The 20,587-nt window shown below is 67.8% G+C and carries 20 protein-coding genes; 11 read left to right on the top strand and 9 right to left on the bottom strand.

Features of this window, described 5'->3' with window-relative positions; genetic code table 11:
• Positions 1–395: 395 nt before the first annotated feature.
• The 11 genes from rpsF to ABID41_RS12135 all read left to right on the top strand — a co-directional run bounded on the left by rpsF (position 396) and on the right by ABID41_RS12135 (position 12,319).
• Positions 396–758, top strand: coding sequence for a 30S ribosomal protein S6 (gene rpsF, locus ABID41_RS12185; protein ID WP_331932285.1), 363 nt, complete (start codon positions 396–398; stop codon positions 756–758).
• Between the two features lie 17 nt (positions 759–775).
• On the top strand, positions 776–1,039 hold the full coding sequence (rpsR, locus tag ABID41_RS12180; protein WP_331932286.1) for a 30S ribosomal protein S18: 264 nt from the start codon (positions 776–778) through the stop codon (positions 1,037–1,039).
• 13 nt (positions 1,040–1,052) lie between these two features.
• On the top strand, positions 1,053–1,637 hold the full coding sequence (gene rplI / locus ABID41_RS12175) for a 50S ribosomal protein L9 (RefSeq protein ID WP_331932287.1): 585 nt from the start codon (positions 1,053–1,055) through the stop codon (positions 1,635–1,637).
• A gap of 194 nt (positions 1,638–1,831) precedes the next feature.
• Positions 1,832–4,237 (top strand): TonB-dependent receptor plug domain-containing protein, encoded by a 2,406-nt coding sequence (locus ABID41_RS12170; RefSeq protein WP_331932288.1) that lies wholly within the window; start codon positions 1,832–1,834, stop codon positions 4,235–4,237.
• Between the two features lie 151 nt (positions 4,238–4,388).
• Positions 4,389–5,876 carry a replicative DNA helicase gene (locus ABID41_RS12165; protein ID WP_331932289.1) on the top strand — a complete coding sequence of 496 codons (1,488 nt, stop codon included), beginning with the start codon at positions 4,389–4,391 and terminating at the stop codon, positions 5,874–5,876.
• Positions 5,877–5,964: 88 nt separating this feature from the next.
• Complete coding sequence (gene alr, locus ABID41_RS12160; protein WP_331932290.1) at positions 5,965–7,062, top strand: alanine racemase; 1,098 nt, start codon at positions 5,965–5,967, stop codon at positions 7,060–7,062.
• A 36-nt stretch (positions 7,063–7,098) separates the two neighbouring features.
• Positions 7,099–8,463 carry a DNA repair protein RadA gene (gene radA, locus ABID41_RS12155; protein WP_331932291.1) on the top strand — a complete coding sequence of 455 codons (1,365 nt, stop codon included), beginning with the start codon at positions 7,099–7,101 and terminating at the stop codon, positions 8,461–8,463.
• A gap of 5 nt (positions 8,464–8,468) precedes the next feature.
• On the top strand, positions 8,469–9,089 hold the full coding sequence (locus ABID41_RS12150; RefSeq protein WP_354297785.1) for a CvpA family protein: 621 nt from the start codon (positions 8,469–8,471) through the stop codon (positions 9,087–9,089).
• Positions 9,086–10,579 (top strand): amidophosphoribosyltransferase, encoded by a 1,494-nt coding sequence (gene purF / locus ABID41_RS12145; protein WP_331932293.1) that lies wholly within the window; start codon positions 9,086–9,088, stop codon positions 10,577–10,579. The genes ABID41_RS12150 and purF overlap by 4 nt, the downstream gene beginning before the upstream one ends.
• Positions 10,576–11,577, top strand: coding sequence for a bile acid:sodium symporter family protein (locus ABID41_RS12140; RefSeq protein WP_354297784.1), 1,002 nt, complete (start codon positions 10,576–10,578; stop codon positions 11,575–11,577). The genes purF and ABID41_RS12140 overlap by 4 nt, the downstream gene beginning before the upstream one ends.
• Positions 11,570–12,319 carry an SDR family NAD(P)-dependent oxidoreductase gene (locus ABID41_RS12135; protein ID WP_331932295.1) on the top strand — a complete coding sequence of 250 codons (750 nt, stop codon included), beginning with the start codon at positions 11,570–11,572 and terminating at the stop codon, positions 12,317–12,319. Before ABID41_RS12140 ends, ABID41_RS12135 begins: the two co-directional genes overlap by 8 nt.
• Here the strand turns inward: ABID41_RS12135 and der are convergent.
• The 9 genes from der to ABID41_RS12090 form a co-directional block, all read right to left on the bottom strand.
• A complete protein-coding gene (der, locus tag ABID41_RS12130) occupies positions 12,267–13,898 on the bottom strand; it encodes a ribosome biogenesis GTPase Der (protein ID WP_331932296.1) in 1,632 nt (543 codons plus the stop codon). The genes ABID41_RS12135 and der overlap by 53 nt on opposite strands.
• 23 nt (positions 13,899–13,921) lie before the next feature.
• A complete protein-coding gene (locus ABID41_RS12125) occupies positions 13,922–15,313 on the bottom strand; it encodes a PQQ-like beta-propeller repeat protein (RefSeq protein WP_331932297.1) in 1,392 nt (463 codons plus the stop codon).
• Positions 15,310–16,080 carry a tetratricopeptide repeat protein gene (locus tag ABID41_RS12120; protein ID WP_354297783.1) on the bottom strand — a complete coding sequence of 257 codons (771 nt, stop codon included), beginning with the start codon at positions 16,078–16,080 and terminating at the stop codon, positions 15,310–15,312. Before ABID41_RS12120 ends, ABID41_RS12125 begins: the two co-directional genes overlap by 4 nt.
• 88 nt (positions 16,081–16,168) lie before the next feature.
• The gene (locus ABID41_RS12115) at positions 16,169–16,846 is read right to left on the bottom strand and encodes a TetR/AcrR family transcriptional regulator (RefSeq protein ID WP_331932299.1); all 678 of its coding nucleotides are present in this window, start codon (positions 16,844–16,846) and stop codon (positions 16,169–16,171) included.
• Complete coding sequence (locus ABID41_RS12110; RefSeq protein WP_331932300.1) at positions 16,843–18,105, bottom strand: dicarboxylate/amino acid:cation symporter; 1,263 nt, start codon at positions 18,103–18,105, stop codon at positions 16,843–16,845. Before ABID41_RS12110 ends, ABID41_RS12115 begins: the two co-directional genes overlap by 4 nt.
• 192 nt (positions 18,106–18,297) lie before the next feature.
• A complete protein-coding gene (locus tag ABID41_RS12105) occupies positions 18,298–18,660 on the bottom strand; it encodes a glycine zipper 2TM domain-containing protein (protein ID WP_331932301.1) in 363 nt (120 codons plus the stop codon).
• 125 nt (positions 18,661–18,785) lie between these two features.
• The gene (gene panB, locus ABID41_RS12100) at positions 18,786–19,613 is read right to left on the bottom strand and encodes a 3-methyl-2-oxobutanoate hydroxymethyltransferase (protein WP_331932302.1); all 828 of its coding nucleotides are present in this window, start codon (positions 19,611–19,613) and stop codon (positions 18,786–18,788) included.
• A gap of 2 nt (positions 19,614–19,615) precedes the next feature.
• Positions 19,616–19,996 carry a hypothetical protein gene (locus tag ABID41_RS12095; RefSeq protein ID WP_331932303.1) on the bottom strand — a complete coding sequence of 127 codons (381 nt, stop codon included), beginning with the start codon at positions 19,994–19,996 and terminating at the stop codon, positions 19,616–19,618.
• Positions 19,989–20,570: an RNA polymerase sigma factor gene (locus ABID41_RS12090; protein WP_331932304.1), complete on the bottom strand. Its 582-nt coding sequence runs from the start codon at positions 20,568–20,570 to the stop codon at positions 19,989–19,991. Before ABID41_RS12090 ends, ABID41_RS12095 begins: the two co-directional genes overlap by 8 nt.
• Between the last annotated feature and the right edge of the window lie 17 nt (positions 20,571–20,587).

Here is a 20,587-nt window from a genome sequence, read left to right as displayed (position 1 = left end):
CTTCCCCGCTGGCGAGGCTATTACTCGGTGTCATCCCGGTTTCGGTCGCAAGACCGAAGACCGGGACCCATGAACACCAGATCATGCAGGGCTTGGCGTCGATCTCCGCCAAGCTTTCCATCCTCGGCGCGTACGGGTCCCGGCCTTCCGCTTCGCTCCAGCCGGGATGACACTGAACGATGCGCCTCGGCCTTCCCGTGACAGGGCGGCCGTCCCCGCCCAAAAAACCTTGCCCTGAACTCGGTTTTCCCGTACTAGCCCGCCTCTTCACGGAAGGCGGTCTTGGGCCGGAACGCAATAGGATCGGGAAACTCCCGATCGCCGCGCCGCAAGAGCCATCGTTTCCGACGCGACCCGGCGTCGGACGCGCCGCCCTCCACAAGGGAAAAGGAACCATGGCGCTCTACGAGCACGTTGTTATTTCGCGGCAGGACATCTCGCCGCAACAGGCCGAAGCCCTCAACGACCAAATCAAGGCTCTGATCGAAGAAGGCGGCGGCTCCGTCGCCAAGATCGAGTACTGGGGTCTTCGCAACCTCACCTACCGCATCAAGAAGAACCGCAAGGGGCATTACTCCCTGCTCGCCATCGACGCCCCTCCGGCGGCGGTGAAGGAGATGGAGCGCCAACTGTCGCTGAACGAAGACGTTCTGCGCACCCTGACGGTCCGCGTCGATGAACTCGACCTGGAGCTCTCCCCCATCCTGGCTCGCCGCGATCGTGATCGCGAACCGCGCCGTGAAGAATTCCAGTCCTAAGAAAGGGAGGGTTCAATATGACTGATGAAACCTCCGCCGCCCCGGCGGCCGCGGCTCCCCGCCGTCCGTTCTTCCGTCGCCGCAAGGTTTGCCCGTTCTCGGGCGCCAACGCGCCGAAGATCGACTACAAGGACGTGAAGCTGCTGCAGCGCTACGTCTCCGAGCGCGGCAAGATCGTGCCCTCGCGTATCACCGCGGTGTCGGCCAAGAAGCAACGCGAACTGGCCAAGGCCATCAAGCGCGCCCGCTTCCTCGCCCTCCTGCCCTACGTCGTGAAGTAAGGGAGGACAGCACATGAAAGTTGTTCTGCTCGAACGCGTCGAAGGCCGTGGCGGCCTGGGCGATGTGGTCACCGTCAAGGACGGCTTCGCCCGCAACTACCTCCTGCCCCGTCAGAAGGCCCTGCGCGCCACCGCCGCCAACCTGAAGGTCTTCGAGGCGCAACGCGCCGAGATCGAAGCCCGCAACCAAAAGGCCAAGGAATCCGCCGGCAAGGCCGGGGAAGCCCTGGACGGCGCCTCGTACGTCATGATCCGTCAGGCGGGCGAGACCGGCCAACTCTACGGTTCGGTCACCGGCCGTGACGTGGCTGACGTCGTCAACGCCGAAGGCGGCAAGATCGACCGCTCGATGGTCGTCCTGGACAAGCCGCTGAAGACCCTCGGCCTGCATCCCGTGAAGGTTCGCCTGCACGCGGAAGTGGCGGTGACGATCAACGTCAACATCGCCCGCAGTCAGGACGAAGCCGACCGTCAAGCCCGCGGTGAGAACGTGATCGCCTCGCAATTCGAGGAAGACCGTCTCGCCGACGAGCAAGCCGCCCAGGACATGCTGGAAGGCGGCGCTGGTCAGCAAGAAGGCGACTTCGGCGAGCAATAAGCCCGTCGAAAGCTTCTGCAAGCGTTCAAGCGGCGCGGATCCTCTAAGGTCCGCGCCGCTTTTATTTTGCCTTCAAGCTGCGCTTTGAAGAACGGCGTTGCATTTATGTCATTTCGCTGACGCGCCCTAATTCCTACTGTCCCCGTAGGGCCAAAAACAACCTTCCCGATTCACGGGCACAACTGGGGAAATCAATGAAGTATCGCGCGTACCTGCTCGCCGCAGCGTCGGCGGCGAGCCTTGTCTCGGCCGAAGCATTCGCTCAAACCGCCACGAACAACGTCGAGGAACTGGTCGTCACCGGCACCCGCACGGTCGGCCGCTCCCGCCTCGAAACCCTGGCGCCGGTCGACGTCGTTTCCGCCCAGGCCCTCCAGCAACGCGGCACGACCGAACTGGCGACGGCGCTTGCGACCGCCGTTCCCTCCATCACCTTCCCGCGCCCGTCGAACACCGACGGCACCGACTCCATCCGCCCGGCCACCCTGCGTGGCCAGGGCCCGGACCAGACCCTCGTCCTGGTCAACGGCACGCGCCGGCACGCCACCGCCCTGGTGAACACCAACGGCTCGGTGGGCCGCGGTTCGGCCGCCGTCGACCTGAACGCGATCCCGTCCACCGCCATCGACCGCATTGAGGTTCTGCGCGACGGCGCCTCGGCCCAGTACGGCTCCGACGCCATCGCCGGCGTCGTCAACATGCGCCTGCGCGAAGCGGCCAGCGGCGGCGGGCTCTCCGTCACCTACGGCGCCTATGTCACCAGCTTCGACGGCTACTATGGCCGCGACGACGACATCACCGACGGCCGCACCACCACGGTCTCGGGCTGGCAGGGTCTCAGCCTCTTCGGCGACGGGTTCCTCACCGTGTCGGCCGAGTATCGCAGCCGCGAGCCGACCAACCGCAGCGATATCGACGTCCGGGTGACGCCGAACCGCATCACCTCCCGCTTCGGCGACGGCGAGACGGACGACCTCTCGCTCTACCTGAACGCCGGCAAGCCGCTGAACGACGTCTGGGAGCTCTACGGCTGGTACGGCTATCAGCATCGCGACGCCTCCGGCGCCGCCACCTTCCGCCTGCCCACCGACACCCAGCAGAACGTGCTGTCGGTCTATCCGAACGGCTACCTGCCCTATCTGACCACCGACACCGAGGACAATAGCGCGGGCCTGGGCATTCGCGGCGAGATCGCCGGCTTCAAGACCGACATCAACGTCGTCTACGGCAAGAACGACATCGATTTCGGCGTCCAGAACACGATCAACCCGTCCTTCGGCGCGGCGTCTCCGACCTCGTTCCAGGCCGGTGGCCTCACCTATGACCAGATCGTCGTCGGCGCCGACTTCAGCCGCGCCTTCGACGTCGGCTTCGCCGGTCCGCTGAACGTCGCCTTCGGCCTCGAGGCGCGCAAGGAGACCTACAAGATCAACCAGGGCGAGGAAGCCTCCTACGCCCGCGGCCCGATCGGCGGCGTGAGCTTCGGCTCCCGCGGCTTCACCGGCTTCACCCCGTCCAACGAGGTGGACGTCGATCGCGACAATGTCGGGGTCTATCTGGACCTGGAAGGCGAGGTCATCGACAACCTGACCCTGTCGGCCGCCGTCCGCTACGAGGACTATTCGGACTTCGGCGACACCACGACCGGCAAGTTCGCGGCGCGCTATGACTTCACGCCGGAATTCGCCATCCGCGGCGCGATCTCCAGCGGCTTCCGGGCGCCCGCCCTGCAGCAGCAGTACTTCACCTCGACCTCGATCCTCTACATCGACAACGTTCCCTACGAGACCGGCACCTATCCGGCGACCAGCCCGGTCGCCCGGGCTCTGGGGGCCGAGCCGCTGAAGGCCGAGACTTCGGACAACTACGCCCTCGGCTTCGTCTTCCGGCGTGGCGCCTTCGAACTCACCGTCGACGGCTACAAGATCGACGTGCAGGACCGGATCGTCCTCTCCGAAACCCTGACCGGCAGCCCGACCGCCGTGCCGGGCTCCAACGGCCGGGTGATCTACGACCTGCTCTCGCCGCTCGGCGCCACGGCCGCGCGCTTCTTCATCAACGGTGTGGACACCGAAACGGTCGGCGTCGACGTGGTCGCGCGCTACCGCATCGTGGACGATCAGGCCGGGACCTTCGACTTGACCGCGGCAGGCAACTACAACGACGTGGACGTGACCAAGACCCCGGTCACCAAGGAGAGCATTCTCCCCACGCCGACTTCGCTGTTCGCCCGCCAGGCTGTCCTGCGCTTCGAAGACGGCACGCCCAAGCACAAGCTGACCCTGCAGGGCGACTGGAACCGCGAAGCCTGGGGCGCGACCGTGCGGACCACCTTCTACGGCGACGTGCTCTCGCCGGGCGTTGCGGCTGACGGCAGCGCCGACAACAACACCGGCACGCGTGGCCTGGTGGACATCGAAGGCCGCTACACCTTCCCGATCGGGGTGACCGTCTCGCTGGGGGCGGACAACCTGTTCGACGTCTATCCCCGCCAGATCATCCCGTCGCAGAACACCACCTCCGCGGCGCCGTTCTCGTCGTTCTCGCCGTTCGGCTTCAACGGACGGTTCGTCTACGGACGTCTCGCCTACCGCTGGTAAGCCGGGCCACGACCGAAACTGACGCGGCGCGGGGGACAATCTCCCGCGCCGTTTTCGTTTTCCACGCTGTCCACAGCCCACCTCAAAGCTGTGAGCGGCTTGGCGGCGGCGGCAGACCGACCCTCGGTGGTTTCGCTATGATCATTCCCCCATGGCTATCGTCCCAGCCCTCGACCTCCGCCCGCCCCAGAACGACGCCGCGATCCCGCACGCGCCGGCCAATATCGAGGCCGAACAGGCGCTGCTCGGCGCCCTGCTCTACGACAATGCCGCCTTCGAGCGGATCGGCGACTACCTGCAGGCCCGGCACTTCTACGAGCCGTTCCACCAGCGGCTGTTCACCGCCATCGAGTCCGCGGTGCGCAAGGGCCAACTCGCCGAGCCGATCCTCCTGGCCGAGCAGTTCAGCCGCGATCCGGCCTTCGAGGAATTGGGCGGCATCCGCTATCTGGCAGATCTCGTCGACCGCGCCCCGCCCGCGGCCAACGCCGCGGACTACACGCGGGCGGTCTATGACCTCGCCCTGCGCCGCGACCTGATCCGCATCGGCGGTGAAATCGCCCTCCAGGCCCAGCAGGGCGACGCCGAGCGCTCGGCCCGCGACCAGATCGAGGCGGCCGAGGCGCAGCTCTTCACCCTCGCCGAGGCGGGCGGGAACAATCAGGGCTTCGTGACCTTCTCCGAAGCGGTCCACGGCGCCGTCACCCTGGCCGCCGAAGCCCACGCTCGCGACGGCGGTCTGGCCGGGATCTCCACCGGCCTCCTCGACCTCGACCGCAAGATCGGCGGCCTGCATCCGTCCGACCTTCTGATCCTCGCCGCGCGCCCCTCGATGGGTAAGACCTCGCTGGCCTGTAACATCGCCTTCGACGTCGCCCGCAACTACGCCTGGGAGCCGCAGCCGGACGGCACGAAGAAGACTGTCGCCGGCGGCGTGGTGGCGTTCTTCTCGCTCGAAATGTCCGCCGACCAGCTCGCCATGCGCCTGCTCGCCGAAGTGTCGGGCGTCTCCGGCGACCGGCTGCGCAAGGGCGAGATCGACGCGGTGGAGTTCGGTCGCATCCGCGACGCGGCATTGGAAATCCAGGACGCCCCGCTGTTCATCGACGCCACCGGCGGCATCACCATCGCCAAGCTGGCCGCCCGGGCGCGACGCCTGAAGCGGACTCACGGCCTCGACCTCATCGTCATCGACTACCTGCAGCTCGTCACCGGCGGCGATGGCCGCAACGACAACCGGGTGCAGGAAGTCTCGATGATCACCCAGTCCATGAAGGCCCTGGCCAAGGAACTTGCGGTTCCGGTCATCGCCCTCTCACAGCTCTCCCGCCAGGTGGAAAATCGCGAGGACAAGCGGCCGCAGCTCTCCGACCTGCGGGAATCCGGCTCGATCGAGCAGGACGCGGACATGGTCATGTTCATCTACCGCGAGAGCTACTATCTCGGCCGCTCCGAGCCGCGCGAAGGCACGCCCGAGCACCTGACCTGGCAGGAGGAGATGGACAAGGTCCGCGGCACCGCCGACGTGATCATCGCCAAGCAGCGTCACGGCCCCATCGGCACGGTGAAGCTCTCCTTCAACGAAGACATCACCAAGTTCGGCAACCTCGCCCGCGACGGCTACTACGACCCGCACTGAGTTGGGGTGATCGCCCCAGGTCGACGTCATGCAGAATGGAATAGGCCTGGGGGTCGCGTAGCCGGCCATGCTCGGCTATGGAGCGCCGATGCCGTTCCCCACCGCCGCCCGTCTCACCATCGACCTCGATGCGCTGGCCCGCAATCTCGCGGTCCTGCGGATCGCCGCCGGGGGCGCGCAGGCCGCGCCGGTGATCAAGGCCGACGGTTACGGCCTCGGCGCTGGCCCGATCGGCAGGCGACTGTGGGCCGAAGGCTGCAAGGCCTTCTTCGTCGCCCGCCTGTCGGAGGGCGAGAGCCTGCGGGCCGAGCTTGGCCCGAACCGGCCGGCGACCATCTACGTCCTCGATGGATTCATTCCGGGCGCTGGCTCTCGGCTGATCGCCGCCGACCTGACCCCGGTGCTGGCCAGCCTGCCGCAGATCGACGCGGCCTCGGCCTTCGCGGCCGCACAAGGGCGAGCCCTGCCCGTGGCCCTGCAGGTCGACACCGGCATGAACCGCCAAGGGCTCGCTCTCGATGAGGCCAAGGCCCTGGCCGCCTCGCCCGACCGCCTGCGCCATCTCGATGTACGCCTGCTGATGAGCCATCTCGGCTCGGCGACCGATCCGGCCGACGCCCGCAACGCGCTTCAACGCTCGCGCTTCGACGCCATCCGCCCGCTATTCCCGAAGGCCCAGGCCAGCTTCGCGGCTTCCGCCGGCATCATGCTCGGCCCCGACTATCGCGCCGAGCTGATCCGGCCGGGCATCAGCCTCTATGGCGGCGGCCCGGAAGAACGCCCGGACGACCGACTGGAAGCCGTCGCCACCTTCGAAGCGCCCATCCTCTACATTCGCAGCGTCGCTCCCGGCGAGATCATCGGCTACGGCTCTTCGGTCGTCGCCACGCGTCCCATGCGGCTCGCGATCATCGCCGCCGGTTATGCGGACGGCATCATCCGGTCGAGCGGCAAGGGCGGCGGTTACGCCTGGTTCGCCGGCGCGCGCCGGCCGCTGGTCATCGTCACCATGGACCTGATCGCCATCGACATCGGCGATGATCCGGCCGCCATCGGCCAGTATGTGGAGCTATTGGGAGAAAACGTGCCGATAGACGAGGCCGCCGAGGCCGCCGGCACGGTCGCCCACGAGTGTCTGGTCCGCCTCGGCGGCCGCGCCGAACGGGTCTATGTCGGCGCGGTCTGAGCTAGACTGACCGCTTCTTCGAATCACGGAGCGACCATGGCCCGCGACGGCGCCGTCTATGTCTGCCAGTCCTGCGGCGCGGTGCAGAGCAAGTGGGCTGGCCAATGCCCGGCCTGCAACGCCTGGAACACCCTGGTCGAGGAGGTCCAGAGCCGCCCACCGGGCGCGCTGGCCCCCAGCAAGGCCTCGCGCGCCAGAGGTTTGAGTTTTCAAGGACTTGAGGACGCCGTCGAGGCGCCGCCACGCCTCTCGACCGGGGTCGAAGAGTTCGACCGTGTGTGCGGCGGCGGCGTGGTTCCCGGCTCGGCCATCCTGTTGGGCGGCGACCCCGGCGTCGGCAAGTCCACCCTGCTGCTGCAGGTCGCGGCCAACGCGGCCCGCCGAGGCGTCCGCTGCGCCTACATCTCGGGCGAAGAGGCCATCGAGCAGGTGCGCGGTCGCGCCCAGCGCATGGGCCTGGGCGACGCCCCGGTGCGCCTGGCGGCCGAAACCTCCCTGCGCGAGGTCCTCGACGGCCTGAAGCGCGAGAAGTTCGATCTGGTGGTGATTGACTCGATCCAGACCATGTGGAGCGACGCCCACGAGGCCGCGCCCGGCTCGGTCACCCAGGTCCGCGCTGCGGCAGGCGAACTCGTGCGAATGGCGAAGAAGCAGTCCGTCGCCATGATCCTGGTCGGCCACGTCACCAAGGACGGCGCCATCGCCGGCCCGCGGGTCGTGGAGCACATGGTAGACGCCGTCCTGACCTTCGAGGGCGAGCGCGGCTATCCGTTCCGCATCCTGCGAGGCGCCAAGAACCGCTTCGGCGCGACCGACGAGATCGGGGTCTTCGAGATGGGCGACGCCGGCCTCGGCGAGGTCAGGAACCCGTCGGCTCTTTTTCTCGACACCTCGGGCGAGCGCGCCGCGGGCGCGGCGGTGTTCGCCGGGATCGAGGGCTCGCGGCCGGTTCTGGTGGAGTTCCAGGCCCTGGTCGCACCGTCCGCCTACGGCACGCCCCGGCGCGCCGTGGTGGGCTGGGATTCCGGACGCCTGGCCATGGTCCTGGCCGTGCTGGAAGCTCGCTGCGGGCTCTCCCTGGGCGACCGCGACGTCTATCTGAACGTAGCCGGCGGCCTGCGCGTCACCGAGCCGGCGGCCGACCTAGCCGCTGCCGCCGCCCTCGCCTCCTCGGCCCTGGACGAGGCCCTGCCTCAGGACTGCGTGGTCTTCGGCGAGATCAGCCTCTCGGGCGATATCCGCCCCGTCAGCCGGATGGACTCCCGCATGCGCGAGGCCGCCAAGCTCGGCTTCAAGCACGTGCTCGGCCCCCAGGACCTGGATGCGAACGGCATGAAAGTCACCGGCGTGACGCGCCTCGGAGACGCCATCCGCCGCATCGGCGACAACCAGTGGGAGTGAGCCCCTTGCCCTGGTTCGACATCGTCGTCCTTTCGATCCTCCTGGCCTCGGCGGCGCTGGGCTTCTTCAGCGGCGCGACCCGCGAGATGGTCCGCGCCCTCTCCTTCGTGCTGGCGGCCGTCATCGCGATCTACGGGCTACGCTGGACCGCCCCGCTGGCGAGGGAAAGCATCGATCCGGATTGGCTCGCCTCCGTGGTGGCCGGCCTCGTGGTCTTTGTCGTCGTGTATGCGACATTGCGTATCACCGGGGGCGCCATGGTGCGCGGGGTGCACAACACCCATGTGCTGGGCGTGCTGGACCGCACGATCGGCCTGGGATTTGGGGTTCTGCGCGCGCTTGTCGTGCTCGGCGCTCTCCACCTGGCCTTCGAAGCGGCCACACCGCCGGACCGGGTGCCGAAATGGATGACCGGTGCGGCGTTTTATCCGCTGACCAGCGCTTCGGCTCATATCCTAAAGGCCTTTGCGCCCAAGGGCTTAGACATGGCAGACAGGCTTGCGCCGTCCATAGGCGGCGCGGTTCTTGACGGTTCGGCGACGGACCAGCGTGACTCTGGCGACGCTGGGGGCTATGACCCGCGCGAACGACGCAGGCTCGACGATCTGGTGGAGAAATCCCGATGACTCAGGATCAAGATCGATACCGCCAGCCGAGCTTCCGGGACCCTGACGACGACACGCCGCGACTCGAGTGCGGCGTCTTCGGCGTTTACGACACCCGGGCTGCGGCGGCGATCGCGGCTCTTGGCCTACACGCCCTTCAACACCGCGGCCAGGAGGCTTGCGGCATCGCAGTCTTCGACGGCCAGCGCTTCCACACCGAGCGCCACATGGGGCACGTCGGGGATGCGTTTGCGGGGCCCGACCTCGTCGATCGCCTGCCCGGCCACTCGGCCATCGGCCACACCCGCTATTCCACCGCTGGCGGCAGCTTCATCCGCAACGTCCAGCCGATGTTCGCCGACCTCGAAGCCGGCGGCGTCGCCCTGGCCCACAACGGCAACCTCACCAATTTCCTGACCCTGCGCGATCAACTGGTCGCCGAAGGCGCCATCTTCCAGTCCACCTCGGACTCCGAAGTGATTCTCCACCTGCTGGCCCGCTCGCGCAAAGCCAAGTTCGTCGAGCGCTTCATCGACGCCCTTTCGAAGATCGAAGGCGGCTACGCCCTCGTCGCCCTCACCAACAAGAAGCTGATCGGCGCCCGCGACCCGCTCGGCATCCGTCCGCTGGTTCTTGGCGAACTCGACGGCAAGCCGGTGCTGGCCTCGGAAACCTGCGCCCTCGACATGATCGGTGCGAAGTTCGTGCGCGACGTCGAGCATGGCGAAATCGTCGTGATCGACCACAAGGGCATCCGCAGCCTGAAGCCCTTCCCGGCCGCCAGGGCGCGGCCCTGCGTCTTCGAATACGTCTACTTCGCCCGCCCGGACAGCGTCGTGAACGGCCGCTCGGTCTACGACGTCCGCAAGCGCATGGGGCAGCGCCTGGCCCAGGAATCCGGCGTCGAAGCCGACGTCGTGGTGCCGGTGCCGGACTCCGGCGTGCCGGCTGCGATCGGCTATTCGCAGGAAAGCGGCATCCCCTTCGAAATGGGGATCATCCGCAACCACTATGTCGGCCGAACCTTCATCCAGCCGACCCAGGGCGTGCGCGAGCTCGGCGTGCGCATGAAGCACAGCCCGAACCGCGCCGTGCTGGCCGGCAAACGCGTGGTGCTCATCGACGACTCGATCGTCCGGGGCACGACCTCTCTGAAGATCGTCCGCATGGTCCGTGAGGCCGGCGCGAAGGAAGTCCACCTGCGCTCGGCCTCGCCGCCGATCATGTGGCCCGACTACTACGGCATCGACATGCCCGACCGCGAGCACCTGCTGGCGGCCAACAAGTCGGTCGAGGAGATCGCCAAGATCCTCGAGGTGGACAGCATGGGCTACCTCTCGGTCGACGGCCTCTACGCCGCCATGCAGTCCGAACCGCGCGACCCGGCGAGCCCGCAGTTCACCGACCACTACTTCACGGGCGACTACCCGACCCGCCTGCTGGATCGTGAAATCGCCGAAGGCCGTAACGACGGGACCGACCGCCAGCTCTCGTTCCTGGTCGACGCGTGAGCGTCGGCCTACGGGCCCGGCTCAAGACCCTAGGCCTGGACGGATACATCGCTGCGATCGTCGGCATGGTCGTCCTTGCGTCGGTGCTTCCGGCGCGGGGGGAAACCGCCGACCTGGTGTCCTGGCTGACCAAGGCCGGGATCGCGCTGGTGTTCTTCCTGCATGGGGCCAGGCTCAGCCCTGACGCCGTGCTGAAGGGCCTGATGCACTGGCGTTTGCATGGCGTCGTGCTCGCCACCACCTTCCTGCTCTGGCCGGCGGTTGGCCTCGGCGCCTCGCACCTGCCCTCCTGGATCGTCCCGATGGCGCTCGCGCCCGGGCTCGTCTACCTGGCCTGCCTGCCGTCCACGATCCAATCGGCGATCGGCTTCACCATCATCGGCCGAGGCAATGTAGCGGCGGCGGTCTGCGGCGCGTCGGTCTCGAACCTGCTGGGCATGTTCGTCACCCCGCTGCTGGTCGGCCTGCTGATAGGGAACTCGCAAGGCGGCGGCCTCTCCTTCGGGTCGTTCGAGGCGATCCTGCTGCAACTCCTGGCGCCCTTCGTCGCCGGCCAACTGCTGCGGCGCTGGATCAGCGGATGGATGCTGAAGCACAGCAAGCGTCTGGCCCTGGCGGACCGAGGCTCGATCCTGCTGGTCGTCTGCAACGCGTTTTCAGGAGCCGTGGTCGCCGGGATCTGGTCGAAGGTCTCCGCCGTCGACCTGGCGCGCATTATCGTCTGCTGCCTGATCCTGCTGGCGCTTTCGCTGAGTTTCATGATCGCCCTGGCCCGGACCCGCGGCTTTTCGAAAGACGACGAGATCGCCATGGCCTTCGCTGGTTGCAACAAGAGCCTTGCGGCCGGCGTCCCGATGGCGGGCGTCCTGTTTCCCGCCGCCACCGTAGGGTTCGTGCTTTTGCCGGTGATGCTCTATCACCAGTTCCAACTGATGGCCTGCGCGGTGCTCGCGCAGCGCTACGCCAACCGCCCGCTTCAAGAGCCCAGTCATGACTGAATCCCTTCCCCTCGACGGCCGCATCGCCCTGGTCACGGGCGCTACGCGCGGTATCGGCCGCGAATGCGCCCTGGCCCTCGCCAAGGCCGGCGCCCAGGTCATCGCCACGGGGCGCAACCAGGGCGCGCTCGAGGAACTCGACGACGAGATCAAGGCGGTCACCCGCAAATCGGCCACGCTCGTGCCGCTGGACCTGACCAAGGGCGATGACATCGACGCCTTGGGCCTGGCGATCCACCAGCGCTTCGGCCGCCTGGACGTCCTGGTTCATGCCGCCGCCATCCTTGGGGCGCTGACCCCCGTCGGCCATATCGACCCGCCCCTGTGGGACAAGGTCGTGGCGGCCAACCTGACGGCGACCTATCGACTGATCCGCTCGACCGAGCGCCTGCTGCGCGCTGCGCCTTCCGGCCGCGGGCTCTTTTTCACCAGCGGTCGGGTCGAACGGCCGAAGGCGTTCTGGGGGCCCTACGGCGCGACCAAGGCGGCCGTCGAGCATCTGGTCCGGACCTGGGCCGACGAACTCGAAAACACCACGGTCCGCGCGGCCCTGATCGACCCGGGCGCCATGCGCACCAAGATGCGCGCGGAGGCGATGCCGGGCGAGGATCCCATGACCCTGCCCCATCCGTCGGAAATCGGTCCGCTGATCGTCGAGCTGGCGCAGGCCGATCTCGGCCTGCCGAAGGTCAACGTCCGCTTCGCCGACTGGAAGTCGGCCGGGAAGCTCGCTTCGGCTTGACGCCGGGGCGGGCCAGCTTGGCGGCGCGGCCCTTGGGCGTGGGGCCTGCGCCGACCTTCGGCTTTCCCGGCGCGACCTGCTTGGTCTTCGGCTTGGCCTTGGGTTTCGGCTTCTCCACGACTTCGACCGCAGCGCCGGCGCCCTTGGCGCGCACGGCGGCCACGCCCTTGGGCTGAGCCACCTTCTTGGCGATCTTCGGCGCGAAGGTCGGCGCGGACGATTTCGGCGCCGGCCCACCCTTCTCCTCGCCCTCGGCATAGGGGTTGCGGTTCGACTTCACCGTCACCCGGATCGGAACGCCGGGCAGGTCGAAGCTCTCGCGCAGCGAGTTGATCAGGTAGCGGCGATAGTGGTCCGGCAACTGATCCGCGCGGGTCGCGAACAGCACGAAGGTCGGGGGCCGCGACTTGGTCTGGGCCATGTATTTCGGCTTCACCCGGCGGCCATTGACGGCGGGCGGCGGATGCCGCTCGAGCGCCATCTGAAGCCAGTCGTTCAGGTCCCGGGTCTTCACCTTGGTGGACCAATCGCCATGCACCTTGAACACCGCCGGCATCAGGCGGTCCAGGTGGCGGCCGGTCTCCGCGGACAGGGCCACCACAGGCGAGCCGCGCAGTTGCGGCAGCAAGCGCCCAGCTTCCTCGATGATCTCCTTGAGCCGAGCGCCCTGGTTCTCCACCAGGTCCCACTTGGTCAGGCAGAAGACCAGGCCCCGGCCTTCCCGCTCCACGAGGTCGGCGATCTGCAGGTCCTGGATCTCGAACGGATGGGTCGCGTCCATGACCAGGATCACCACCTCGGCGAAGGTGATTGCGCGAATGGTGTCGCTGGTGGACAGCTTTTCGAGCTTTTCCTGGACCTTGGCCTTGCGTCGCAGGCCCGCGGTATCGACCAGCCGTACAGGCCGGCCCTCCCAGGTCCAGTCGACGGGAATGGCGTCCCGGGTGATGCCGGCCTCGGGACCGGTCAGCAGACGGTCTTCGCCGATCAGCTTGTTCACCAGGGTCGACTTGCCCGCGTTGGGGCGTCCGACGATCGCGATGCGGACCGGTTTGTCGGCGTCCTCGTCCTCTTCCTCGTCCACCTCCGGCCAGACCGCCAGCAGCGCCTGATAGAGGTCGGCCATGCCCTCGCCGTGCTCGGCCGAGATGGCGATGGGCTCGCCAAGGCCCAGCCCGAATGCCTCGTTCACCCCCGCGTCGGACGCCTTCCCCTCGGCCTTGTTGGCGGCCAGGATCACCGGCTTGTCGTGCTTGCGCAGCAGTTCGGCGAACACCTTGTCTATGGGGGTCACGCCCTCGCGCGCGTCCACCACGAAAAGGGCGACGTCCGCCTCCTCGATCGCGGTTTCGGTCTGCTGGCGCATCCGGGCTTCGAGGCTGTCGTCGCTGACATTCTCGAAGCCGGCCGTGTCGATCAGTTCAAGGTCGATGTCGCCGATGCGCCCAACGCCGAAGCGCCGGTCACGGGTGACGCCGGGCTGGTCGTCGACGATCGCAAGCTTCTTCCCGGCCAGCCGGTTGAAAAGCGTCGATTTCCCGACGTTGGGTCGTCCGACGATGGCAAGCCGCATAGGCATTGTTCAGTCCTGCACCCAGTCTTTTAGCGCAGGGCGATGAGTTGAGCCTCATCGGTCACGACATAGACGGTTCCGTTGACGGCGATCGGACCGATCATGGCCGGCCCTCCGATCTTCATGGTCTTCTCGACCGCACCGGTCTTGGCGTTCAGCGCGACAAGCTCGCCGCTGGTTCCCACCAGGATCAGGCGGTTCGACGCCAGCAGCGGGCTGGACCAGACCGGCCGGACCGTGAATTTCTTGCGGCCGATGCCCAGGAAGCCACTGGCGCGCTTCTCACGCGGCGCGCCCAGGTCCTGGATCCAGTAGATCTGGCCGCTTTCGCGGGCGACGCAGATCACCTCGCCGGCCTTGGAGACGACATAGACCACGTCGCCCGCGGGCCACGGCGTGGTGATGCCGGTGACCGGAAGGCTCCAGCGCGCCTGGCCGGTGCGCAGGTCGGTCGCCGCAAAGACGCCCGAGTGGCTCACGGCGAACACGTCGCCTTGGTAGATGACCGGGCGGCCGGCGATGTCGCGGATCTCGGAGAGAGCGTTGTTGCGGTTGGCGCGGCTGAGCGCCTCGTTCCACAGGTCGTTGCCGTTGGCGGCCCGCAGGGCGACCAGTTCGCCTGAACCGAACGATGCGACGACGGTGTCGCCCGAGACCGCCGGGCTCGACGCCGCCAGGACGCGGGCCGGCTCGGTGAGCGCCTGATAGTTCCAGCCCGCAGCGCCGGTGGCGGTGTCGAAGGTCAGCAAGGTGTTGTCGACCGCGACCACGAAGATGCGGCCGCCGGAGACGGTCGGCGCGGCGTGGAGGGGCTGCTCGGTGTTGGTGCGCCAGCCCACGGCGCCGGTTTCGGCGTCCAACTGGGCGACGAAGCGGTAGCCGGAGCTCACGTAGAGCTTGCCGTCGGCGATCGCCAAACCGCCGCCGAACGCTTCCTTGTCTCGGCGAGAATCCGGCCGCACGTTGGTGCGCCAGACCTGCGAACCCGATTGCGCATCGAACGCGGTGATCGTGGCGCCGCCGTCCATGACGTAGATCTTGCCGTTGGCCGCGACGGGCGGGGCGGTCACATGATGACCGCGATCGGAGCCTTCGCCGAAGCCGCGCTTCCAGGCGATCGACAGACTACCGCCGGCTTCCGGATGGCCGACCGCCTGTTCCGGCGTTCCGCCGGGCAGCGGCCAGCTCGTGATCGCCTCGGGCGTCGGCAGGAAGAAATCGGCCCCCTTCAGGGCCTCGGCGACTTCCAGCTTTTCGTCGGCGGCGACGATGGCGATGCGTTGCCCCTCGGCGGCCGTTTCCTGCGGCGCCTCGTCATCCCGATTGAAGGGATTGAGCCGGTTGACGGTCGAGCAGCCGCTCACGGCGACGCTCGCCGCCAGGAACAGAACGAGGAGGCTGGGACGGCGCATGGAGGTCATTGGGCTCCGGGAGCGGGCGTTTGGGGAGCAGCCTGGGCCGGAGCGGGGGCTCCGGCCGGCGGGGCTTGAGGCAGGGGCGGAAGCGCCAGCGCGGCCTTCACCGTCGCCGGCAGCGCCTTGACGGTTCCGGAGTCGATCATCGCCTGCGCGGCCTGGGCGCGTTGACGCGCGGCCTCGCCGGCGTCGGCCATCAGGCCGATGACGACGAAATCGTTGCGCGCGCCAGCCAGATCGCCAGCCATGAGCTTGGCGAAGGCAAGCGCTTCGCGCGCCTCGGCGCGGTACGGACGACCTTCTTCGGTAAGCGGCGTCAGACGCGCCTCCATATCCTTGTAGGGAGCGGTGTCCAGCAGGGCGAAGGCGGATTTGAGGCGCGCCACGTCGCCAATGATGGCGTTCGGCGCGGCGTCGGCGGCCTGATCGAACAGCTTGACCGCCTCGGCCGGCTTGTTGTCGGCCAGCTTCATCCCGCCCAGGTGCTGCAGGGCCAGCGACTTGTAGGCCTTGGACGATCCTTCGCCGACCTCGCCCCATAGGCGGATGGCTTCGTCGCGGCGGCCCGCGTTGAAGGCGTCGATGGCCTGAGCGTATTTCTCGGATGCTTCGGCCGCGGCCTGGTTCCGGAAATGCTGGTAGCCCCAGATCGCCAAGGCGGCCACGAGGGCGACGGCCAGAACTCCGCCCAGGATAGGAAGCACCTTCAGCGCGAGCGACTTGTAACGCTCAGAGCGAAGCTGCTCCTCGACTTCATCAAAGATATCGACCACGTCGGGGGGACTCCGGGCGAACAAACGGTAGGTTCAGAGCGGCGGAACCTATAGCGGGCGACGCGTCGCTGCAACGCTCGCCGTGGGCTCAGCGATTCCGGCCTACGATGGCCTCAAAACCCGCCGCGCCATAGTCGAAAAGCCTCGCCCGCACGGCGGCCAGGTCGGTGGACCGGCAAAGGCCGTCGGAAAGCTGGTCGATGCGGCCGGTCTCCGAGAGGGCCAGCATCATCGAGCCGGTAAGGAACTGATAGCCCCAGTAGAGATCGCGCAGCTCGGCCTCGGGCAGGGCTCGCTGCAGGGCGCCTATGAACTCGTGGACCATGGGATCGAAGAACCGATGCATGGTCTCCCCGCCCCAGGCCGGCGTGTTGTTCACCAAGGCGACGAGGCGGAAATAGTTCTTCCAGCCCGGCTCGCCGGTCAGCGACATCTCGATCATAGGCGCGATGAAGGCTTCCACGACGCCCACGGCGGTGAGATTGCCCGCGTGTTCGGCCTCATAAGCGTGCAGAGCGGCCAGGCGCACGGAGTTCAGCACCTCTGCCCTGCGGGCGAACACCGCATCGAACAGGTCGCGCTTGGTCCCGAAGTAGTAGTGGATAAGCGCCGCATCGACGCCTGCCTCGGCAGCCACCTGCCGGGTGGTGACGCCATAGAAGCCATGGGCGGAAAAGAGCTGCTCGGCGGCGTCGAGGATGGCGCCCCGCAGGTCGGCCCCCTCCCCCTTGCGACGACGTCCTCGGGCAGGCGCGGCCTTCGTCATGGCTCGTCCCCCGCCGTCCGGCCCGACAGGCAGGTGACCGCCAGGTCAGCGGTGACGTTGCCGACGGTTCGGAAGATGTCGGGGATGGTCTCCACCGCCAGCAGGATCGGCAGCAGTTCGAGTGGCGCGCCGAGCACCAGGCACAGGGGCCCGGTCGTGGTGAAGAAGGTGATCTGTCCGGGCAGTCCGACCGAGGCCAGGCTGATCACAGCCGCAACGCCGATGGCGACGATCACCAGGGCCGGGTTCAGCGGAACGCCGTAGACGTGCGCGCTGTAAACGGCCACGCCAATGTTGGCGGCCGGGCTGGTGATCCGGAACAGGGAGACTGCCAGCGGCAGCACCATCCCAATCGAGGTTTCCGAGGCTCCAAGCTGACGGGCGCCTGCGACCATCGCCGGAAGCGACGCGATCGAAGACTGGGTCGAGAACGCCACCACCTGCGCAGGGGCGACCGCGCGAGCGAATGCGCCGAGCGAAACTCCGGCCAGCAGAGCCAGCAGGTAGCACAGCAGCCCGACGGAAATGCAGACCCCCGAGAGGATCAGGATGTAGTGGCCCAGCGCGCCGGCCGCGCCCACCCCGGCCTTGGCGCCGACGATCAGCGCTAGGGCGAAGACCCCGATCGGCGCGACGTAGAGCACCCACTGAACAAGCACCAGCATGGTGTCCATGACGCCTTGGAAGACGCCGACAAGGACGTTCCTGAGCTCGTCGCGGATACGCGTCACCGCCAGGCCGAACAGCAGGGCGAAAACCACCAGGGGGACCATGTTGGTCTCGACCGCGGCCTGTAGCGGGTTGGTCGGGATGAAGGCTCGCAGCCAGGCGGCGACGCCGGGGAACTCCGGCAGCTTCGTCGTCGAATGCCCAGCCGCCTCGCGCAGGCCGGCGACGGCGGCGGACGGCGCGGGCCACAGGCTGAGGACCCCGCCCACGACCAGGGCCCCGAAGGTAGCGCTGGCGATCAGCAGGACCGCGAACATTGCAAGCGCCCGCGCCGCGGTCCCACCAGCCGCCACGGTCCCGGCGGCGGAGGAGACGCCTACCACCAGCAGCGAGAAGACCAGCGGCACGATGGTCATCCGCAGGGCGTCGAGCCACATGCCGCCGATCGGATCGGCGATCGCGATGAGGCGCTCGATATAGGGTTGTCCCGCGAGCAGCGCGCCGACGACGAGGCCTGCCACGAGGGCGATCAGGATGCGGACCGTGGTTTTCGAACCGGCCGCGCGGACGACGTTGAGAAGCTGCCCCATCGGCCGGAAACTAGAGCGCGTTCAGCCACGAACGAAACCGGTTTTCACAGCTCCGCGGGCCGCGGCCGCCATTTCGACATCGTGCAGGCGCCGAACTCCCGCCAGACGATAAACCCGCGGAACCTTCAAACAGGGCCGCAGCAGATTGTTATCATGAATGAAAATGAGCGCCGCTTTCGCGGCGCTCACATTCTAGCGGCGATAGCCGTAGTCGTAGCGAGTGTAGCGGCTCGGCCCGTAGTAGCCACGATCGCTGACCCGGTAGCCCCTGTCGCCGTAATAGGACTGCGGCTGACGATAGCTGTAGCCGCTGCGGTACTTGCTGCGGTCGTTGCTCTTGTCCACGGCGACACCCAGGGCGGCGCCCGCGACGGCGCCGATGGCCACTGCGCCGGTCTTGCCATCGCCGACAGCGGCACCGGCGACACCGCCGAGCAGAGCGCCGATGAGCGCGCTTTCCGTCTTCGAGGTCCCCGCGGCGGCCTGGCTCGCCGGAAGGGCGACAGCGCCGGCGATCGTCAGGGCCATCGCAGCCCGCATCATCTTATTCGTCATGGCTCTAGCTCCTTTGCCCGCGCCGCCGCCGGCCCCGAAGGACCGGTTGGCGACCTTGGGAAGAAGCTAACAGTGGCGGTCTGAACCAGACCGGAGCCGTTCGTTCATCCTTTCGACAGGAAGGCTCAACCCGCCTTGGCGTAGTAAATCTCGGCCGGGCCGGGGAAACGGCGGGCGCGGACATCGTCGGCATAGGCAGCGACCGCCTTGCTGATCTCACCGCGGAGGTCGCCGTAGCGGCGCACGAACTTCGGCGTCCAGTCGAACAGGCCCAGCATGTCGTCGACCACCAGGACTTGACCATCGCAGCCGGCCGAGGCGCCGATGCCGATGGTCGGGACGGTCACGGCCTGGGTGATCTCCCGGGCCAGGCCCTCGGCCACCCCTTCGACCACGATCGAGAAGGCGCCGGCCGCAGCGGTGGCCTTGGCTTCCTCCAGAATGCGAGCCCGCTCCTCGGCCGACTTGCCCTTGGCCTTGAAGCCGCCGTCGATCAGGGTCGCCTGCGGCCGCAGGCCCACGTGGCCCATCACCGGGATGCCGCGCTTGACCAGGTACTCGATAGTCGCCGCAACGGTGGGGCCGCTCTCGACCTTCACCGCCTGGGCGCCGGTCTCCTTCATAAGCCGCGCGGCGTTGGCGTAGGCCTCTTCCGGCGCGCCTTCGTACGATCCGAACGGCATGTCGATCGCCACCATGGCGCGCTTGGCCGCGCGCATGACCGCCTGGCCGTGGAGAATCATCATTTCCATGGTGACGCCCACGGTGTTGGGCAGGCCGTGGACCACCATGCCGACGGAGTCGCCGACCAGCATGATGTCGCAGTGCTCGTCGAGGATCTCCGCCACCGGCGCGGTGTAGGCGGTCAGGCAGACGATCGGCGTCGCCCCCTTACGCGCGGTGATATCGGGCGCGCTCACCCGACGGATCGTTTCCTGACGTTGGGCCGACATGGCTAGAACTCCTCAAACACACGGGTCACCACGAAGCCGATGGCAAGCACCGCCATTCCGCTGGCGATCCATACCACGGATGAACCGGCAGGCAGCATGGATAGGAGTTCGGCGCGCGGGGCCAATTGCTGCACTCCCGCCTGCAGGAGCTGGGTCGAGCCCTCCGAGGCGGTTTCGACCTGCCGCATGAAGTTCGACATCAGGAGCTGGCTGGCCCCGATCACCCCGCCCGCCAGGCCGGCGACGCCGATCGTCCAGCGGCGCAGGTTCCAGCCGCGGGTCAGCTTCTGCTCAACGCGCGAGGCGAAGGCCTCGGCGTCCGGGAAAGCCGGAGGTTCTGCGAAGAGGCGTTCCAGACGCCGCTCGAAGTCGAGCTCAGCCATTCTCGCGCCTCCCTTCCGATTGTCCGCTCGGCGGCGCCAGTCGCGCCCTGAGCCTATCCAGACCACGTTTGACATGGGACTTGACCGTTCCCAGCGGCAGATTCAAGGCGTCGGCGGCCTCCGCATGAGAGAGCCCCGCGCCGTAGCACATGGACACGCAGATGCGCTCGGCCGGGGCCAGGGCGCGTAAAGCTTCGTCCAGGTCGATCCTGCCCGCGCCGTCCGCCGCGCGGGGCTCTTCCACCAGGTCCTGCGCTTCGGCGGCCAGGCTGGCGATGCGCTTGTCGCGCTGAAGGCGGCGCAGGTACTGGCGGGCCGCGATCTTCCTGACCCAGCCGACGAACGTCCCCTGGCCGCGAAACTCGCCGATCCGCTCGAACGCGGCGAGGAACGCATCCTGCGCGACATCGTCCGCCTCGCTCGCGGGCGCGCCCATCCGGCGCAGCAGACCGCGAACCGACGAGCCGTGTCGGCGTACAAGCTCACCGAAGGCCGCACGATCGCCCGCGGCGGACAGGGCCGCGAGTTCGACGTCATGCAGACTGGTGAGCCTTGATGTTTGAGCGCCCTTCATCTGGGCATTCCCCTCCC

It is taken from the genome of Phenylobacterium koreense, from assembly GCF_040545335.1.
Lineage (GTDB): Bacteria > Pseudomonadota > Alphaproteobacteria > Caulobacterales > Caulobacteraceae > Phenylobacterium > Phenylobacterium koreense.
This window is presented reverse-complemented; position numbering and strand designations above follow the sequence as displayed.